The sequence below is a fragment of the Amazonocrinis nigriterrae CENA67 genome, assembly GCF_016056305.1.
Taxonomy (GTDB): domain Bacteria; phylum Cyanobacteriota; class Cyanobacteriia; order Cyanobacteriales; family Nostocaceae; genus Amazonocrinis; species Amazonocrinis nigriterrae.
In genome coordinates this window covers 17,510-37,237 of the sequence record NZ_JAECZC010000005.1, presented here as the reverse complement: position 1 = coordinate 37,237, position 19,728 = coordinate 17,510, and the positions used below count along the sequence as shown (strand labels likewise).

General features: G+C 43.1%; 14 protein-coding genes. 10 read left to right on the top strand and 4 right to left on the bottom strand.

Annotation, left to right across the window (positions count from 1 at the left end; genetic code table 11):
- The first annotated feature begins 50 nt into the window (after positions 1 to 50).
- A complete protein-coding gene (locus I8748_RS04615; RefSeq protein WP_198123494.1) occupies positions 51 to 1,325 on the top strand; it encodes a bifunctional folylpolyglutamate synthase/dihydrofolate synthase in 1,275 nt (424 codons plus the stop codon).
- A gap of 125 nt (positions 1,326 to 1,450) precedes the next feature.
- Here the strand turns inward: I8748_RS04615 and I8748_RS04610 are convergent, their stop codons facing one another.
- A complete protein-coding gene (locus I8748_RS04610) occupies positions 1,451 to 2,728 on the bottom strand; it encodes an ABC transporter substrate-binding protein (RefSeq protein ID WP_198123493.1) in 1,278 nt (425 codons plus the stop codon).
- A gap of 141 nt (positions 2,729 to 2,869) precedes the next feature.
- Between I8748_RS04610 and pilM the strand changes: the two genes are divergently transcribed.
- From pilM to I8748_RS04570, 8 genes are all read left to right on the top strand, one after another.
- A complete protein-coding gene (gene pilM, locus I8748_RS04605; RefSeq protein WP_198123492.1) occupies positions 2,870 to 3,976 on the top strand; it encodes a type IV pilus assembly protein PilM in 1,107 nt (368 codons plus the stop codon).
- A 4-nt stretch (positions 3,977 to 3,980) separates the two neighbouring features.
- Positions 3,981 to 4,751 carry a PilN domain-containing protein gene (locus I8748_RS04600; protein ID WP_198123491.1) on the top strand — a complete coding sequence of 257 codons (771 nt, stop codon included), beginning with the start codon at positions 3,981 to 3,983 and terminating at the stop codon, positions 4,749 to 4,751.
- Positions 4,748 to 5,494 carry a pilus assembly protein PilO gene (locus tag I8748_RS04595; RefSeq protein ID WP_198123490.1) on the top strand — a complete coding sequence of 249 codons (747 nt, stop codon included), beginning with the start codon at positions 4,748 to 4,750 and terminating at the stop codon, positions 5,492 to 5,494. The genes I8748_RS04600 and I8748_RS04595 overlap by 4 nt, the downstream gene beginning before the upstream one ends.
- Positions 5,495 to 5,697: 203 nt before the next feature.
- Complete coding sequence (locus I8748_RS04590) at positions 5,698 to 8,151, top strand: AMIN domain-containing protein (RefSeq protein WP_198123489.1); 2,454 nt, start codon at positions 5,698 to 5,700, stop codon at positions 8,149 to 8,151.
- Between the two features lie 455 nt (positions 8,152 to 8,606).
- Positions 8,607 to 9,248 carry a Uma2 family endonuclease gene (locus I8748_RS04585; protein WP_198123488.1) on the top strand — a complete coding sequence of 214 codons (642 nt, stop codon included), beginning with the start codon at positions 8,607 to 8,609 and terminating at the stop codon, positions 9,246 to 9,248.
- A 479-nt stretch (positions 9,249 to 9,727) separates the two neighbouring features.
- The gene (locus I8748_RS04580) at positions 9,728 to 10,012 is read left to right on the top strand and encodes an HU family DNA-binding protein (RefSeq protein ID WP_015111786.1); all 285 of its coding nucleotides are present in this window, start codon (positions 9,728 to 9,730) and stop codon (positions 10,010 to 10,012) included.
- 26 nt (positions 10,013 to 10,038) lie between these two features.
- Positions 10,039 to 11,121 (top strand): threonine-phosphate decarboxylase CobD, encoded by a 1,083-nt coding sequence (cobD, locus tag I8748_RS04575; RefSeq protein ID WP_198123487.1) that lies wholly within the window; start codon positions 10,039 to 10,041, stop codon positions 11,119 to 11,121.
- 109 nt (positions 11,122 to 11,230) lie between these two features.
- A complete protein-coding gene (locus I8748_RS04570) occupies positions 11,231 to 12,685 on the top strand; it encodes a dihydrolipoyl dehydrogenase family protein (protein WP_198123486.1) in 1,455 nt (484 codons plus the stop codon).
- A gap of 233 nt (positions 12,686 to 12,918) precedes the next feature.
- On the opposite strand, the gene I8748_RS04565 is transcribed toward I8748_RS04570, so the two are convergent.
- Positions 12,919 to 13,626 carry a diacylglycerol/polyprenol kinase family protein gene (locus tag I8748_RS04565; protein WP_198123485.1) on the bottom strand — a complete coding sequence of 236 codons (708 nt, stop codon included), beginning with the start codon at positions 13,624 to 13,626 and terminating at the stop codon, positions 12,919 to 12,921.
- 73 nt (positions 13,627 to 13,699) lie between these two features.
- Entirely contained in the window at positions 13,700 to 15,484 is a 1,785-nt protein-coding gene (locus I8748_RS04560; RefSeq protein WP_198123484.1) for a DUF3685 domain-containing protein, read from the bottom strand.
- A gap of 115 nt (positions 15,485 to 15,599) precedes the next feature.
- Between I8748_RS04560 and I8748_RS04555 the strand changes: the two genes are divergently transcribed.
- The gene (locus tag I8748_RS04555; protein ID WP_198123483.1) at positions 15,600 to 18,644 is read left to right on the top strand and encodes a pentapeptide repeat-containing protein; all 3,045 of its coding nucleotides are present in this window, start codon (positions 15,600 to 15,602) and stop codon (positions 18,642 to 18,644) included.
- A 260-nt stretch (positions 18,645 to 18,904) separates the two neighbouring features.
- Here the strand turns inward: I8748_RS04555 and I8748_RS04550 are convergent, their stop codons facing one another.
- A complete protein-coding gene (locus tag I8748_RS04550) occupies positions 18,905 to 19,375 on the bottom strand; it encodes a Fur family transcriptional regulator (protein ID WP_198123482.1) in 471 nt (156 codons plus the stop codon).
- Positions 19,376 to 19,728 lie beyond the last annotated feature (353 nt).

Below are 19,728 nucleotides of genomic sequence, written 5' to 3'. Positions count from 1 at the left end.
TGCACGCCTGCACCCCTGTTCCCCTGCCGTCCCGCCCCCCTGCACCCCTTGTGGATATCGATTCCTTGCTACAATCATTTCAACGCTTTGGTGTCCATCTAGGACTCGATCGCATTGTCAAACTTTTGGCAAATCTCGGCAACCCCCATCACCAAGTTCCAATAATTCACGTTGCCGGTACCAATGGTAAAGGTTCGGTCTGTGCCTATCTTTCCTCAGTACTCACTGAGGCTGGTTATCGTACAGGACGCTACATTTCTCCCCATTTAGTTGATTGGACGGAACGCATTTGTCTGAATGAACAGCCGATTTCTTCAGAGACATTGAAGCAATTATTACAACAAGTCCAAGCAGCAATTTGTCCTGATGAAGAATCACCAACTCAGTTTGAAGTAATTACCGCAGCAGCTTGGTTATATTTTGCCCAGCAGCAAGTTGATGTAGCAGTGATAGAAGTAGGGCTAGGGGGGCGCTTAGATGCTACAAATGTCTGTTTTAAGCCTTTGGTTAGCGTCATCACTTCCATCAGTCGCGAACACTGGCAGCAACTAGGCCCTACTGTGGCTGACATTGCCAGAGAAAAAGCAGGTATTCTCAAAGCTGGATGCCCTGCTGTAATTGGGCCATTGCCACCGGATGCCCTCCAAGTTGTGCGATCGCGTGTTCAAGAATTACAATGCCCAATTATTACACCTCAACCTGCACGCCAAATCGCTTCCGGTTGGGCAGAATATCAAACAAGTAAAAGGGACTGGGGATTGGTTGAAGATACTAAAACAATAAAATATCCTTTACCCTTACATGGACAAATTCAATTAACTAATTCAGCTTTGGCTTTGGCTGCTTTAGAAATTCTGCAAAAACAAGGTTGGAAAATTTCTGAAGAAGCCATAATCAACGGTATGGCAAAAACCAAATGGCCCGGGCGAATGCAATGGATTACTTGGAGAAATCAAAACTTATTAATTGATGGCGCTCATAATCCTGCCGCTGCCCAAGTTTTGCGTGATTATGTAGATACCCTAGATACCCAAACAGTAACTTGGGTGATAGGAATGCTTTCTAATAAAGAACATGCTGATATTTTCAAAGCTTTACTACGACCAAATGACCGATTATATTTAGTGCCAGTACCAGACCATAGTTCAGCCGAGCCAATTGAATTAGCAAAGCTAGCTAGTGAAATTTGCCCTGGATTAAGCCTTTGTCAAACTAATTCAAATTTATCATTAGCACTAGAATCAGCCTTTGCTTCAACAGATAGTTTAGTAGTTTTGTGTGGTTCCCTCTATTTAATAGGACATTTTTTAAGAATGGGGGAATAGGGAATAGGGAATGGGGAATGGCGAATTGGTGATTAATTATTTTCTTTTTACTCCCTCATATCCCTCATATCCCTCATCTCCCCTGCACTCCTGCACCCCTGCACCTCATTCCCCATGCCCAAAATTTACCTATTATTCCACTCTTGTGCTGCATCTTCTACAGCTTTATCTACACTTTTTTCTCCTAACATTGCTGCTTGTAAGTTCTCGTAAATTGCCTTTTGAAGTTTGTTAAAATCCTTCAATGTCGGGGTTAAAATTTCTGCTTGTTGGAGTTGTTTGGTACTAATAACTCTTGCCTTTTCCACTGTTGAAGCTGTCGCTGGCACATCTTTGAAATAGCTATCAGACAGCGCTTTAACTGTAGATGGCAACACGTTAGCAGCTTTAGCAAAGGCTAGCTGATTTTCGTCATTAGTGACAAATAAAGCAAATTTAACGGCCTCATCTGGATATTTGGTTGCACGCGGTATAACTATATTCATCACAGCGACATTTTTCTTACCTGTGTCACCTGTAAGTTGAGGTGCTATGGCTGACGCTTGAGCAACTTTTGGGGCATTATTAGCGATGGTTTTGAGAAACTCTGGCCCAGAAGCCAAGAACGCTGTCTCTCCGGCTTGGTACAAATCAATTGCGTGGCGATGTCCCTGTGTTAACGCCTCTTTTGGTAGTAACCCTTTTTTGTACATATCTACCCAATACTGAAATGCAGCTTTTCCTTGTGGTGAGTTAAAAGCTGCTTTACCCTCGGTATTTACTAGAGTCACTCCCATTTGCACTAATGATTCCATAACTTCACCGGAATCCTGCGGTACGAAGGTCACAAAGAAGGCATATTTGCCAGTCTTATCTTTAATTTGTTGCGCCGCCTGTGCTAGTTCTGCGTAAGTACTGGGTACTTTAGTGATACCTGCCTGTTTTAGTAAATCAGTGTTATAAATGGTTAACCTTGTGGTGAGATACCAGGGAACCCCAAAACTCTTGCCATTAAGTGTACTTGCTTTCCAGATATTTGGTAGATAGGAGGAGCGTACTTCATTTGGGACTTTTGTATCCAGATCCAACCAAGCATTTCGTCCAGCAAGTTGGGAAGCAAAATCTGGATTTAAATTAACAACATCAGGTGGCGTATTTGCTGAGACAGCTGTTAAAATTTTGTTCTCCATAGCAGACCAAGGTATATCCTGCCAGTTCACCTTTATACCTGGATTTTGCGATTCAAAATTCGCAATTAGGCTTTGGAAGTAATCGATAAATTGAGGTTTGAGTTGCATCGTCCAAAACTCAATAGTTGGTGTGGGCGGAAGAGGAGGCTTAGAGACGCAACTTACCATCCAACTGGTTAGTAAGCCAATGAGTGCCAAAGCAGCCAGTTGTTTAAATTTTCGCAATTGAATCATTTTCCCAGTGTTTTTACGCTTGATCAGAGTGAAAAGCTTATGCAGAATTGTCGAGATTATAGGCTAAAAAAATTACCTATTGCCAAGAGCATTCTTTAGTATCGTTTAAATTTTCAATTTAGCAGTCCAGCGGGCACAACTGTGGTAAAAAGCTTCAATAGTCTGTTTGGGAAATCTAATAAAGGGGTGGGCATTGAACTTGCACCAGAACGGGTGAATATAGTTCAACTACGTAAGCAGCGCCAAGGCTTGAAAATAGAATCCTTGACATCCGTACCAGTTCCAGAAGGTATTGTTACTGATGGTCAAATTGCTGACCCCGCAGCAATGGCGCAATTAATTCAGCAAGGACTGGCTGAAAGCAAAATCAAAGCTTCTCGTGTTGCCACGGGTGTACCGGGACGAGATTCGATTGTACGTATAATACCTGTACCAGCTGAGTTAGATGATAAAGAACTGCGGGAAATGGTGTTAAACCATGAAGCAGGTTTGTATTTACCTTATCCTCGTGAAGAAGCTGATGTAGATTATCAGAAACTTGGGTATTTTGTAGATGAAGACGGTATTGAAAAGGTTCAGGTATTACTAGTTGCCACTCGTAAGGAGGTGACAGATACATATATTAGTACGTTTGAGCAGGCAGGATTGCAAATCGACGTTTTAGAGATTAGTAGTTTTGCTCTGATTCGGACAATTCGTGAACAACTGCGGCAATTCGGGCCACAAGAAGCAGCAGTACTAGTTGATATAGAATTCGACAGCACAGAAATAGCCATCATCATTAATGGAGTACCGCAATTTTCGCGCACCGTACCTATTGGTGCATATCAATTGGAAACAGCTTTAGCAAGGTCAATGAGTTTACCGACCTCTCGCGATATGGAACTGTTACAGGGAGTAGTTATTACCCCAACTCCCATAGATGGTGGAAAAACTGGTATTACTGAAATTGATCCTAGTATGGCAGCCTTGTTGAGAGTCTTAGGAGAATTAACAGATGAATTGCGCCGTTCCATCGATTTTTACCTCAATCAAAGTGAAAATTTGGAGGTAGCGCAGATTTTCCTAGCTGGGCCAGGAGGCGGACTACAACAGCTAGATGAGTTTTTTACTCAAAGATTAAGCTTGCCAGCCACTCAGGTAGATCCAATTGGATCTTTGTCCTTGGAAGTCGATGCAGAAAAGTACCCGATGGTACGACGTTCTGGCCTGGGGATAGTACTTGGTCTAGGCATGAGGGAGGTGTAACAGAATGTACAGTCTAGATATTAACTTTCTTAAAGACCGCCCAATTTACCAGGAGAAGCCTGGTAAAAAGCCAGGAAATAAACTTCCTTCAGGAAGCTTAACACCCATATATATAGGAGTTACCTTGGGTTTGTGTCTTCCAGTTTTTGTAGCAACTGGCTGGTGGATTTTACAAGCGAAAAATAGCGAATTGGAGCAGAATATAGCACAACTCGATCAGGAGAACAAGAAATTAGATGCAGAAATAGGAAATATTAATAAAATCCGGGAAGAAACTAAAAAAATTAAAGCAGAAACACAAAGTTTAGTCACTGTATTTGACCAAATTCGTCCTTGGTCAGCCATGTTGCAAGATTTACGCGATCGCATACCAGCAACAGTACAAATTAGTAACATCAAGCAAATTCCACCCACACCAGCAGCAGACGGTAAACCATCAAATAATCCTGCCGGAGGAATTGTAATTAACGGATTGGCTCGCTCTTTTAATGATGTCAACGATTTCTTGCTGGTTCTGCAACAGTCTCGCTTCTTGAAGTCGTCAGAAAGCAAAATTATCTCAGCAAACTTAGTAGATGCACCATTACCACCAACTACCAAGACATCTACTAATAATATACCAATCAAACCACCTCAAGTAGTGAATTACAGTATTCAATCGAGTCTCAGTGATGTTCCTGCTTCTGAGTTAATCCGAGAGTTAGAGCAAAAAGGTACAGTGGGTTTAGTGACTCGTATTCGCAGTATGCAACAGATAGGAGTCATTCCAAAATGACGGTAAGTGATGATTTAAATTTTGCAGAACAAGCCGGGGAATTAGATTCAGAAACACCAGGCAACTTTGTTCTCTTTGGCATTACCTTCACTCCCAAAATCATTGGTATACTGGCAGGTTTATTGGGAGTTGCTGGAGCAGCTTATATACTGCTAAATATGGTCATGCCAGCTTGGGATAACTATCAACAACAGCAAGTAAAAAGTAGCGAACTGCAAGGGCAACTTGACCAAAAGAGAGCTTCTATTAAACAAGCTGACAAGGTAAAAAAAGAACAAGAAGAAGCAAAGCAACAAAAAACTCAAGTTTTAGGTTTATTTGCTAATCAAAAAACTTTATACACTTTGCTGCTGGATCTGAATCGTTTAGTTGAGTCTGGCAATGCTCAAATTCCTGTTAATGGAGTTAGAGCCAAACTACAGAAGTTTATGCCAACTGCACAAGAAGCAGAAATAATTACTGATGGCTCTCTAGGGCCACTGGTCAATGGTCAACTCAAACGCAGCAGTGTAAATCTCGAAATTGTGGGAACTTATGAGCAAACACAATCGATTATTCGTAATATCGAGCGTTTACAGCCTTTGTTAGTAGTTAAAGACTATCAATCAGCATTGGCTCCAACAGATCCGCTAAAAACAGGAGCAGGGCCTGCACAGATTACTACATCGTTTCAGCTACAGGCATTGATGCCGCTTACTCCAGAGGACATAGCTGCCGCCAAAGCAGCAGCACCCAAGAAGTAGTGACGAAAAGTTAGGAGTTAGGAGTTGGGAGTTAGGAGTTGAAAGAAAAATACTCAGCAACGCCACATGCTCCACTTGGGGAGCCACCCCCGTGGGCGGGTTTCCCGACAGCCGCGGGAGTGGCGTGAGACCCCAAGACCGCAGTGGCTCCTCAGCACTAAAAATTGTTGATTAATAAGGTCGTATCAGGTGAGGAATGAACTGTGAAACAACTTCACGGTAATAGTTTAATATTGGGTGCTGCCGCTTTTGTATTTTTGGCAGCTCAACCAGCATGGACACAGACTACTCAAATTAATCAAGTACAGCTAAACCCAGTTGATGGCGGACTGAGCATTGTTTTGAAAACTACCACAGGCGATCGCCCGCAAGTTTTCACAACAAAAAGAGGCAAAGCCTTAGTTACAGATATTATTAATACTCAACTGCGTTTACCACAAGGTAATAATTTCCGTCAAGATAACCCTGCTCCAGGAATTGCCTCAGTTGAAGTTGCTCAACTTGATGCTAATAGCATTCGGGTGACGGTGACTGGCAGTAACAACACACCCAGCAATCAGCCTGTGGTGCGACAGCAAAACACAATTACTCTCGGTTTTGCGCCCTCAGGAGGTACTACAGCATCAGCACCAACACCCACAACACCCGTAACACCCACAACACCAACAACCCCGCCTGCTTCTACCCCAGTTCAGTCTGGTACGAAGCCAGATGTCCTCGTCCCTAACCCAGAGGTGACAATTGACGGCAAACCTGCTGAGGCAGCTGGCCCAGGTCAACCTCTGAGCCAAGCTCCTCCTTTCTTGCCCAGAGCCGTTGCTCCACCAGTAGGAGATATTGCCATTTCTACTGCTGATGCTTCTCCTAGCACCATTGACTTGGGCACTCAAGAGCGTGTTCCCCGTTTAGTATTGCGAGATGCACCAGTGCGTGAAGTTTTATCATTACTTGCCCGTGCTGCTGGTTTAAATCTGGCTTACATAGGAAACGCAGCAACTCCAGGACAGTCTGGTGGAGGTCAACAAGCTGCTGCTAGTGATGGTCAAACAATCTCCCTAGATATAGAAAATGAGCCAGTGCAAGATGTTTTTAACTATGTCTTGCGAATGAGTGGTTTAGAAGCTAACCGTAGTGGGCGGACTATTTTTGTGGGAACTAAGCTACCCAATGCCACCCGTGATATCGTTATGCGTAGTCTCCGACTTAATCAGGTGACAGTGGGGGTTGCCCTCAACTATTTGGTTGGACTTGGGGCAGAAAGTGCCATTAGCCGCGAACGACTTGTTACTAGCGTCAATGCTGTACCTGTGGGTAATGGAGCCGCCCCCGTCACCCAAACTCAAACGACCACGGAAACTAAATTAGAAACTCAACGAGCTGAGTTTAAAGACTCTAATCCATTACTTAGAGGTTTACAGGCATTAGGAGACGAGCGCACTAATTCTCTAACTTTAATTGGGCCTCCTAGGTTAGTTGAGATGGCAATGACTCAACTCACTCAACTTGATATCCGTCGTCGTCAAGTAGCAGTTAACGTCAGAATTATCGATGTTAATTTGTTGAACACCCATGACTACAACGCTAGCTTTTCTTTTGGTATTGGTAAGAACTTCTTCACTAATGATGGCGGTGCAGCATCTCTGAATTTTGGCGGTTCGAGACCAGCTACTAGAGCTGAAGCATCAAGTAGTGTGACTAGCACACCAGTCATCACAAATCCTGTTACAGGAGAGCCTTTCCTTGACCCAAATAGCAGTGTATCGATTCCAGGAACCACCCCAGGTACAGTAGTAGTAGACGCAAACGGCAATATCACTAGAGTCGCAAACCCAGGCTCTGGAAGCTTCTACAGACCTACTGCGCCCACTGGAGACCCACTACAACCAGGTTTTTCTGATATCACTCCGGCAACTGATAACATTATTACGAGGAACGCTGATGGCACATCGACTGTCACACAAGGGACTCTAGGTACAGCCACTACATCTCTTCCCTCTTTATTCCAGTTTCCTAAGCGTCTACTAGCTAGCTTGCAGGCTCAGGTACAAAGTGGCAACGCCAAAATTTTGACCGACCCAACCTTAATTGTGCAAGAAGGTCAAACAGCTAATGTTAACCTTACTCAGGAAGTAGTAGGCAATATTAAAAGGGAAATAGTTCGCGACTCGAATCTTGCCACAGAAACAATTTCAGCAGAGAAAGACCAAGTAGGTTTAACCCTAGCTGTCAAAGTTGAGCGGATTGACGATAACGGTTTTGTTTCTCTATCGGTAGCTCCTGTTGTCAAAGCACCCCAAGCTCCAGCTACTATCAATGTTGGAGGGGGTGGTAGCCAACAAATATTTTTGGTGTCTGAGCGCTCACTTAATTCTGGCTTAATTCGCTTGCGAGATGGGCAGACCCTAATTCTTTCAGGCATCATTCAAGATTCAGATCGGACAAGTGTGTCCAAAATCCCTATCTTAGGTGATCTTCCACTCATTGGTTCGCTGTTTAGAAGTACAAATAGACAAAACCAGCGCAATGAGGTGATTGTGTTACTCACACCCCAGATTATGGATGATACAGAGAACTCCGCCTATGGCTATAATTACACCCCCAGCCCACAGGTGCGGGACATTCTTGAACGTCGTGGTTTGAACACACCTAAGCGTTAAACTGTTAGCTTGGCGAAGACATCGAGTTCCTCACCTCACCACTCAGTATTACAGTTATATTTAGGACTTACGCGAAAAACGTCTCAAACTCTCATTCCTCCGTGTCGCGCCAGTTGCTTCAACGGGGGGAACCCCCCTTCGGGTTCGGGAGTGACGCTCCTGCGTCGCTAACGCTGCGAAGATCGCAATCGCCGGAAACCGCCAAGACTGCGACTCCCGACGCTCCTACGTCGCTAACGCTACGCTAACACCGCAACGCACTGGCTTCTCTGTGCCTCTGTGGTTCGTTTTTCCATGACTTTTACGTAAGTCCTGATATTTATCAAAGCACCCAGTAGCTCAAGAGCTTTGTGGTGCTTTTTTTGATTGCTATAAGTAGTATTGAACAATAGGATGCTGAAAAAAGTTCAAGGTCGTAAGCACATCTTGGTTGTGATCCAAGGCAGAACTGAACTATGGTAGCGACAACACTCGCAGAAACTAGGGTTTTACTCCATAACATCACCTGGCAGACATTTAAAACCATGCTAGCTGAGATGGGTTGTGAGCGTAACTCCCGACTGGCTTATGACAATGGAACTATTGAAATTATGACCCCACTGATGCCCCATGAAAGCTCAAACCGCTTAATAGAGGTTTTTGTTGGGGTGCTGTGCGAAGAGTTGGGTTTGGAAATTAGACGCGCTGGTTCACTGACTTTAACACGGGATGACTTAGAGAAGGGAGCCGAGCCGGATAGTAGCTACTACATCCAAAATGAATTGCTAGTCCGAAATAAAGAAAATATTGACCTAGCCATCGACCCCCCGCCAGACCTTGTGTTAGAGGTGGAATATTCTCGGTCTGCAATAGACAAGTTTCGGCTTTATGCAGCGATGGGAATCCCCGAATTCTGGCGCTATAACGGCGGTGTGTTACGAATTTCTACCCTTGAAGCTGGGCAATACTCAGAAGTCCAAACCAGCCCTACCTTTGCACCTGTGTTAGTCAAGGAAATTCCCCGTTTTATCCAAGAAGCCAAAAAAAATGGGGAAATTGCTACTACCCTTGCTTTTCGTGCTTGGGTGCAACAGAATATTTCTGGTACAGAAAAATAGAGCAATAACTAAAGCGAAGTTTTTGACTGATGACTGATGACTGTTGACTGATGACTGTGAACAGTAGGATATTTTTTATTTTTACTTGGAAGTCTCTAGAGTATTTTAGCTAGCTTGTAGCAATGTCACGAATTGTAACCTTCAACAGATTTTGACTAGTTCGTTCTACCCTGTCACCCTCACAACAGGGGTATTTACTAGGTATTTTTTCCTACTTTCAGTATGGTTTTGAGTGCAACAATCACCTAAAAATCACAAAAAATCCTGAAATCTATATAAATTAATGGTTTCATATATCCACTTCAGGCTACTACACCTTAGAATGATTCATTGAAAAGTCGAGCCGATGGGATTTACAGCGATTTTGAGTAAAAATACTCCCAAGGAACGATTTTTGTATTTCTCCCAACAGAGATTTAAGTAAAGATGTACTCTGATGCATCTGTAAAAAATCTCAAGTAAACCTTAAGGAGTTTGACATGAACAAAGGTGAATTGGTTGATGCCGTAGCTGAAAAGGCTAGTGTTACTAAAAAACAAGCGGATGCAGTCTTAACTGCTGCTTTGGAAACGATCATTGAAGCGGTTTCTTCTGGCGATAAAGTCACGCTGGTAGGATTCGGCTCATTTGAATCACGGGAACGTAAAGCTCGTGAAGGTCGTAACCCCAAAACCAATGAAAAGATGGAAATTCCAGCGACCAAGGTTCCTGCCTTTTCCGCTGGTAAGCTTTTTAGAGAAAGGGTAGCACCCCCAAAATCATAGGTTCTGTCTTTAGGAACCTTGGTTTGATGCGTCAACAGGCTCATGGGGGAAATTTAGCCTGGGCAGCAGCACTGGCTGGCTGTCCCCCTGAGGCTATTCTGGATTTTTCTGCCAGTATCAGCCCTTTGGGGCCACCAAACAGCGCGATCGCTGCAATTGCGTCCCAAATGGGTAATCTTAGGCACTATCCTGACCCCAATTACAGTGAACTGAGACTTGCTCTCAGTCACTTCCATCAAATGCCGCCTGAGTGGATTCTGCCTGGTAACGGCTCAGCAGAATTACTAACTTTGGCAGGTAGGGATTTAGCAGAATTAGCCGCAACAATGTTAATTACTCCAGCCTTTGGCGACTATTACCGTACGCTGGCAGCGTACAACGCTAAAGTACTGGAGTTTCCCTTGAATTTGCGAGATGCAGATAATTCGTCATTAGTCAATAGTCCTTTGTCATGTTTAGTTGACTTTGGACAAAGGACTTTGGACAAAGGACTGCTGCTAAATAATCCCCACAACCCAACGGGAAAGCTATTTTCGCGAGAGGCAATTTTGCCCTACTTAGAGCAATTTGCTTTGGTAGTGGTGGATGAAGCGTTTATGGATTTTTTGCATCCTGATGAAGAACAAAGCCTGATTCCGGTGGTGCAGGAATACGCGAATTTAGTAGTATTGCGATCGCTAACGAAATTTTACAGTCTCCCAGGACTCAGGCTAGGATATGCGATCGCTCATCCCGACCGCCTTCGGCACTGGCAGTTGTGGCGCGACCCATGGCCCGTAAACACCTTGGCAGCAGCGGCAGCGGTCGCTGCACTCAAGGATCGGGAGTTTCAAGAGCAAACTTGGAAATGGCTACCACCGACACGAAACCAACTCTTTCAAGGTTTAATCGCAATCCCAGGATTGCAACCTTTTGAAAGTGCTGCTAACTTTTTACTTGTTGAATCACAACAGTCGAGTTCGCAGTTGCAGCAACAATTACTCCAAAATCACCAGATTTTAATTCGAGATTGTCTCAGCTTTAAAGAACTAGGCGATCGTTTTTTGAGAGTTGCTGTACTTTCCGAGTCTGATAACCAGCGCTTATTAACAGCGCTAAAAGAAAGTTAGGAGTTAGGAGTTATGAATTATGAGTTGAAGAAAAGTTCTAACTCTTAACTTCTAACTCTTAACTCCTAACTCTTAACTCCTCACTCTTAACTCCTAACTTCAAATTTACGTGACTATTGACTACGATGTCGTAATTATTGGTGGCAGTCTTGCCGGGCATTACGCTGCTTTGGCTGCAACCCAACTACACGCTAAGGTTGCTTTGGTAGAATCTCAACTAAACTATGGGTTTATTCATCACCAAGCTATGAGCGAAATCGCCAAACTCGCTCAAAATTTAGGTGATGCACCTAGTTTTGGTATTCATGCCACCCAATGCCATACTTCAGAAAAATGCAGCATGTCTGTGGCATGGCAAGAGGCGATGCTGTATGCTGACGGTGTTGCCTCGAATATTCAAGAACAAAATTCTCCCGCCATCCTAGCCGCGCTAGGAGTCGATGTAATTCTTGGCAAGGGTCAATTTCAATCCTCACCTCATTTGGGATTTAGTGTTAATAACCGCCTGCTAACTGGACGGACTTATTTGCTGGCTACTGGTTCCCGCCCTCTCATTCCAGAAATTGATGGTTTACAAACCACTGGTTATCTTACCCTATCTAATATTTGGCAGTCTCTGAAAGCATCGGCACTACCGAAAAATTGGGTAATTATCGGTGGTGTTCCACAAAGCATTGAAATAGCTCAAACTTTAGCAAGGTTGGGTTGCAGCGTCACACTGGTAGTTAGGTATGCCTCTATTTTGCCCTGCATTGACCTAGAGATAGCCCAACTGCTTCAGGCGCAGTTAGAAGTCGATGGCGTACGCGTCCTCACCCAAACCCAAGTCACTCAGGTGATGCGTATTGAGGATAAAAAGTGGATTCAGGCAGCAGATAAGGCAATTGAAACTGATGAAATTTTAGTAGCGACAGGACAGCAGCCTAATGTTGAATCTCTAAATTTGGCAGCAGTAGGAGTGAAATGGCATCGGCGTCAGCTAGCAGTGAATCATAAACTACAAACTACTAACCACCGTATTTACGCTTGTGGTGATGTAATTGGTGGTTACGACTTTGCCAATGTTGCTAATTACGAAGCCGGAATTGCCCTAAAAAATGCTCTGTTTTTTCCCAGGTTTCAAGTTAATTATCAGTATGTTCCTTGGGCAATATTTTCTCAGCCAATGTTGGCACAAGTAGGTTTAACAGAAGCACAGGCTAAACGTGAATTTAGTCGAGATGAAGTTTTAGTGTTACGGCAGTATTATAAATCAGCAACACTAGCCCAACTACGTGGCGAAACTACAGGTATTTGTAAATTAATTGTGCTACGTAATGGAAAAATTTTAGGAGCCGCCGTGTTAGGGACAGAAGCCAGAGAGTTAATAAATCTTATTGCTGTTGCTATGTCACAAAAAATTTCAGTCAAGCATTTAGCAAATTTATCTGCTGTATATCCTAGTTATTCAGAAATTCTTGAACAAACAGCAAGAGAGTGGAATAAACAAAGGTTAAATAGCAACATTGCTTTGCAAGACTTTCTGGAAAGTTTCTTCCATTTTCGCCGTAATTGGAATTTGTGAGTAGGGTAACTTTTTTGTCAGTTGTCAGTTGTCAGTTGTTAGTTGTCAGCTGTATTTACAAAGGACAAGGGACTAATGAAAAAGAACGACCACATGAAGTAATTGTGCAAATTAAGTAAGTCGGTGGAAATAAACCCAACTATGTGACGAAACGTAAATTGGCTTGAAAGCCTTGCAAATGTCCGAGGACAAATGACAGTCCTCGCCAGTTATCTCTCATTGCATCACCCTACTTAAATGTGTTTTATGATCCATGCTACCCCTGCGGCTACCAAGGGAACACTCAGGTTATCTGTACCGTGAGGCGAGACAGCCTCAGCTAGGGTAGCAAAAGTGGCACTGACTATGGCTGCTAAACAGACCCTTCCTACAGTAAAAGGCTGTGCTAGAGGGCTGAGTAATGAACCAGGCAATAACAGCAGCACCAAGAATATCATTACTGTACTTACCAGTAACATCGCTGCTGAACCTTCCCAGGAACGTACAGAATTTCCTACTTGGTATTTATGCTGGCCAAAACGTCTGCCAATTAACGCCGCTAGGGCATCTCCCCAAGTCATGGCCATGACTCCAGCTACAGCAATAGGAACGTTATCTACTGGCCCGTCTGGTCGCCAGAATAACCCAAATAGCAGTGTCACCGAAATAGCAAAATAGACTGTACCTGGTGAACTGTCTTCAGTGTCCATTGCGCTTATAAAACGATAGCGGTAGAACAGGTAATTGAGTCCAATAAATGTGGCAAAGGGTAGAATACCAATTTGCCAATGTTTAAATAGCAGTAGTACACCGAAAACCCACATTCCTGCACCGATATGAATAACTTTACGCGTTAGTTCTGGTTTGACACCAAACAGCCTACGTAGTCCCTCACCTAGGATGAGTAGAGCGATCGCATAACCATAAGAAGCTGCAAGTCCGATAAAATCGTTATTAGTCATTTGTCAGTTGTCAGTGGTCAGTTGTCAGTGGTCAGTTGTTATTAGTTATTCGCTCCCTCATCTCCCTCATCCCTCATTTTTGTCGCTCATCATTTCGTTTGAAGTTTTTTTCTTGTAACGATACACTGCCAATACCTTGCAGAATACCACGACCAATTAAACCCAAACCCCTACCGATTATTTGGGTGAGAACGAAGACAATACCACTACCTACAAAAGATAATAGCGATCGCAACCGTGGAGCGATCGCATCTCGAAATTCTAAAATCAGCGTCACTCCTAAAGGTATTCCAGAAAGCTGTGCTAATTCCTGACCACGGGGAGCATAAATTGAAGTTTTGGCAATCCCACGAGGCGTTAATACAAATAATTCATAACGGCTTTCAAAAATTCTTTGAGCTTCCTTAATATAATTATCCCAACGATATTTCCATGATAAATTGTTTCTAAAGCGTTCCATCTCTCGTGTAGAAATCAATCTTCTATCATAAAAATTTTGTTTGATAGCTTCTACATCTGCTAGATAGTTCAGCAACGGTTGCATCACACCATTTGCCATTTGAATTAACAGATTCTCTAGGAGATTTTCTGCTTGTAATTTGGCTGCATTACTAGCAGATGGATAAAAGTTATTATCAATATACAAATCTGTTTGGAATAGTAAATAAGCCAATAATTCAACAAATAAAGGAATTTTATCAAAAATCTCTGTTTGCACAACTTGAGGATTTTGCAGCAAGACATTAACAATTTCTATATTTTGCTTGCCTAATCTGACTCGTGAAAATTTACCAAAAAAATCTGTAATTGTTGCTTGCCATAAATCTAATAATATGGTGAGTTTCAAATCTTCTAATTGATTGACGATGATTTGAGCATTACGCAGTTCATCTAATTGTTGAGCTAATTTTTGCAGAATCAAGTAAAGTAATTCTCGTTCTTTATCTTCACGAAGAATATCAATTTCTAAAGTAACATCTGTCAAATTTTGTAAAGAAAATTGCAATTTGGTTACACAAGATGAAAACAAAGCAGCTTGCAACGCTCTTGGGCTAAATACAGGTAGTGCAGTTTCCTGGTCAATAGTACTACTCAGCGAGGAAATTGCAGACAGTTGCTGACCAGAATCGATGAATTCTCGCTGTTGTTCCTGTTGTCTTTCCCGTGGTGAAACCAACAATCGATTCAAAAGCCAACGAGCCGCTAGCAGTTCTCGTCGGTGTCCAGCCAGAACTGCTCGATCTAGTAGTGGTAATCCAGGAGTTTGTAATTGTGCGGTAACTTGCCTTAAAGTGGCATTAATGTAGTCAATACCTGACAAACGCCAATTTTGCCGCAACCGAGAAAAGGGGAGGGAGGAGTTAGGAGTGAGGAGTGAGGAGTGAGGAGTTAGGAGTTGTTCCCCCGCCCCCCTGCTCCCCTGCTCCCTCTCGTCCAGCCAATAAGAACCGCCAGCCGCTACTTCTTCCATAGCAGCAACTAGTTCTGAGACAGGAGTGCCTTTAGGACAGTATCCTTCTACACCAATAGCTTTAGCTGCCAAAAGTAGTTGTGGTTCAGTGACAGAACTTAGCAGCAAAATTGGCAACTTGGGGTACAAAGCTTTCAGTTGCCGAGAGAGTTCTAAACCTTGCTGTTGACTGTAACTAAAGCGACCATTACCTAATTCCAAAACCACCAAATTTACTTGGCCAGGCTCTTGTGTAGCGAGTTCTGCCAGTATCTGCAAGGCAGCAGTATCAGTTTGTACTGCCGACACCACTTGCAGATGAGGAATTTCTGACAAAGTAACCCGTAGTCCTAGCTGGAAGATGGGGTCTTGGTCGATTAATAATAATTTTAAGGGGCGATCGCTCATAGTCCGCTCAAAAACCAGCTTTCATACTTAGCTGATTTCTTCCCATTGTCACCTGTTTTCGCCAAGTAATAAATGGATGATAATTGCCATAGGCAGCTATTAAGTATGTAATTAAATGAACTTGAACATACGGCATTGGTTGGCAGAACGCCATATCCAAATCAAAGAAATTAGAGGGTTTTCATCTGGTCAATTAGCAGGTATTGCCTACCGTATTGTTCAGGATATGGAAGTCAAAAGCCTCATGCCGTTTGACATCTGTACTCTTGCAGAGGTCTTAGAACTGCCTTTAGAGGCTGTTTGGGAAGAAATTACCGTCATTGCTTTGTTGAGTGAACATTTGTTACGTAGTCTCAGCCAAAAAAAAGCTTTAAAACGCAACGAAGGTACATGGCTGGCGTTTCAAATTGCCTATTTGCAAGCTCTACAACAAGTTTTAGACCAAGAAGCAAGCTTACAAAAACCTTGGGTAAATCGGGCGATGATACCCGCCCAACCACAAATCGTTAAAGAAGGAGTCAGCAAACTTATTCTCCAGGATGCGAAACTACAAGGCTTACTGAAAACTCTCAGTCCTGGTAAATTGACTGACACTCAAGCCGAACAAGCACTCAGTTTGATGGCAGACTCATTACTGGTGCAACAGATGAACAATGCCAGTGTAGCTTGGTTTATCGTCAACGGTGCAGAAGAACTAGAAGCTAAACTGTTAACTCAGCGCTTGTCACACGCCCTTGGTGGACATCTTCTAACAGTTATTGCTCAGAATGCCCCACCTTTAGCTCAACTACAAAAATTTGTCCGCTTAGGGGGCGCTAGCCATATGCAAAATTTAGTTTCTGGAGTGTTAGCAACATCCTCCAGTGGTTTGGAAGGTGACAAAATTGATTTGCATCGAGAAAATTACCGAGCAAGTCTGGTACAAATACTCAGTACACCCTTGCTGATGGAATCCTTTGCTCTTAAGGATATTTATGTAACCCCCAGAGGTTTGCCAGTAGAGGAAACTACCTCAACGCCAGACAAAAAGACAGCTTCAGCAATTAATTTAACAGCATGGGCGCAGGAACAACTAGCTGATTTAAAAACTATTGCCGTCATTGAGTCGAAACCTGGTTATGGTAAAACCAGTTTCTGCCAAATTTGGGCAGCACAAGTGGCACAGGAACTTTATCCTACCTGGATGCCCATAATCATTAGACTACGTGATGTCAAGTATGGCAATTCTTTAGCAGAAACTCTCAATTCTGGTTTTCTGGCTAGTTCTCATACCAAGCTCAGCAGTTGGCTAGAACAAGATCATCCCCGCTGTCTGTTACTGCTTGATGGTTTAGATGAATTGCCTGCTTCTCGACAGGGTAAAAGGGCAAGAGTAATTTTTATTCAGCAGTTATTGAAATTTCAATCTCAGGGACGACATAAGATTATTTTGACAAGTCGCTGTTCGACTTTGCCAGAAATCGCCCCGGATATGCTGTTACAATTCAGACGGGTTTCTATCCAGCCGTTGGATGTGGAAGAACTGAAACAATGGTTTCAACAATGGGCAAAAGTGCAATCTTTACCCATTGCTCAAAACTATTTTACCTTCTTAAAGCAGACAGGGTTATTTGCTAGCAAATCCCAGTTTCCCGAACTCTCTGCCCTTGTCCACCAACCCTTGATGCTGTACTTGTTAGGCGTTTTGCACCGTGATGGACTCATCGATGATTTGGTGTTGCAATTAGCCACTAACAGTCCCAAAAATACCAGTGCAGCCTTATTGTGGGAAATTAACCATCGTCTCAAGCGGTGGTTATTGGGCTATCCGCTAACTGGGGAAATTACAACAATGCTATTGCGGTCAGGATCAGCTCATATCCACCGTACACCAGAAGCGATCGCTAATCTACTTGATGGTCGCCATCCCCAAGACATACTTGATGTGATGCAACAAATCGCCTTGAAAATTTTACATAGCGATCGCTATCAAGTTATCCTACCTAAAGATCTCAATACAAATACCCTACTAGCTTTTTATTTCCGCTCTTTTGTCAGTGGTCAGTTGTCAGTAGTGAGTCTTCATCAGCAACTAACAACTGACAATAGACAACTGACAAATAAAACAGAATTCTCTCATCCCAAATTCGGAGAATACTTGTGTGCGGAAGCTATTGCTGCTCAACTGCAAAGCTTGACTCAATGCCAAGAAGATGCTTATGGAACGCTCAGTTTTATCCTTGACTCTCCTGCTAGCGTCGCCCAGCACCTCTACAATTTACTCGGTTATGGTATTCTCACTCCAGAAATTGAAGAATTAGCAATTGAAACTTTACGGCGTCAGCAGAACAGTGACTTTTGTTTTGAAGTTTTATTACAACGTCTTGAGTCTTTCTGGCGTGCTTACTGTCAAGGTCGTTGGTTGGATGAAGGCATAGCACACAAAGCCTTAACTCATTTTCACACATTGCACAACCCGGTGAATGTAGAGCAAATCAATGCCAATGCGGGAGTAAATACGTTTTTATTACTGAGTGCTTGTCACCGAGAAACAAAAGTCACCTTTTGCCCTTGTGGTCATCCAGCCAATATGGCAGAGTTTTATCCAGAAGCACTGCTGGTACTGCTTGGTAAAGCAGCAGTTTTGTCTAATAACAGTTTCAACAAGCGAATATGCGCCCAATCCCTAGCTGGAATCAATCTCTCAGGAGCGTATTTATCACAAGTAATGTTAGCTGGGGCAAATCTTGAACAGACCAATTTATCAGATGCTGTGTTGACTGGGGCAAATTTAGCAGGCGCGAACCTCACTGGTGCTAACCTCATCGGTGCTAACCTCGCTGGCGCTAACCTCACAGGAGTGAATCTTCAAACCGTTAATCTCACCAATGCCTGCTTAGTTGATGCTATTCTCTCTGAGGCTGACAAAGAAACTGCCGCACTCAATGGTGCTTTATTCTCTCTAGAACAGTTTCAAACCTTGAAAAGCTTAGTTTCACAGCAATCTATTCTTAACGTCAATAATGCTGCCAACACAGATACTTGGGTTAACAATACTTCCAAGATGCAGCTAATTGAAAGTTTAGAAGGGGAAGCAATTTCGCCAATAGATTTATACGATGATGCCTCCGAGGATGAGACAGTTTTTGGTGTTAATCCTGGTGATTATGATCGTGAGTAGTTGTCAGTTGTTAGCTGTTAGCTGTTATAGTTGTAGTCGCATAGGTTAGGACAATGTTTATTGCTCAAAGCCTTATTGATCTAAAATCCGTCTTGAAAAGTTTGCTCAACGGGGAGAACCCCCCTTCGGGTTCGCCAGTCACCTGCGGAGGGAAACCCTCCCGCAGTGCTGGACTCACCGCACGCAACTTTTCGCAAAATCCAAAATGGTTTAATTTACGATTTCTCACTGAACACTAACAACTGACCACTGACCAATGACTACTGACCATTAATATCTGGTGATGACTGTTCTTGTGAATTGCGATAGCCATAAAAGTTAATGGTATATTCAGTAATCCGTACTCCTGTTTGTTGTTCAACTTGACGGATGAATTCTTCTGGCAGCGTTACATGCACATCCAGAATTTGGTTGGTATCAATACAGTTGACATGACTGTGAGAATCACTGATATTGCCGTATAAACGCCCGTCGCAGTGTTCAATACACTCGATTATGCCTTGACTTGATAAGGCTTCTAGGTTTTGATAAACAGAAGTATGACCAATGTCTTTACCTTGCTGGTTGAGGCGATCGTAAATCTCTCTAGCAGAAAGGTGTTCATTTGCTTGCCACAGCAGTTCTAAGATAAATCGACGCTGGCGACTGACACGCATACCCAGTATCTGACACTGCTCAAGCGCATCTTCTAAGGAACGAATTGGTTTTGTAGATATTGCTTGCTTTTGCATAGTTAATTCTGTTAACTACTGGGGGGATTTTCCCATTTCAATGTTTATTAGTTTTTTTATATACAAGGATATTTTGCACCACATTTTCACCTCTAGCTGTGTTGTTGCTTCTGCTTGCTGCGAAATTCACACTTTGAGGTGATGATTGTAGTTGCTTGCTGACAGTTACTTAGCCACACCCTAATCTAAAACAAACTCATTACAACTTTAACTTAAAATTGTTAAAAATGTCCACCACATGGCAGGTGTTGCTGCTGCCAAAGGGAGGTGACGAAGATTGAATGTTAAGTTGGCTGGTGATAATCGTACGTTTCGTGCTTATTGGCAATCATGCTTGATAATGCCTAGACAGA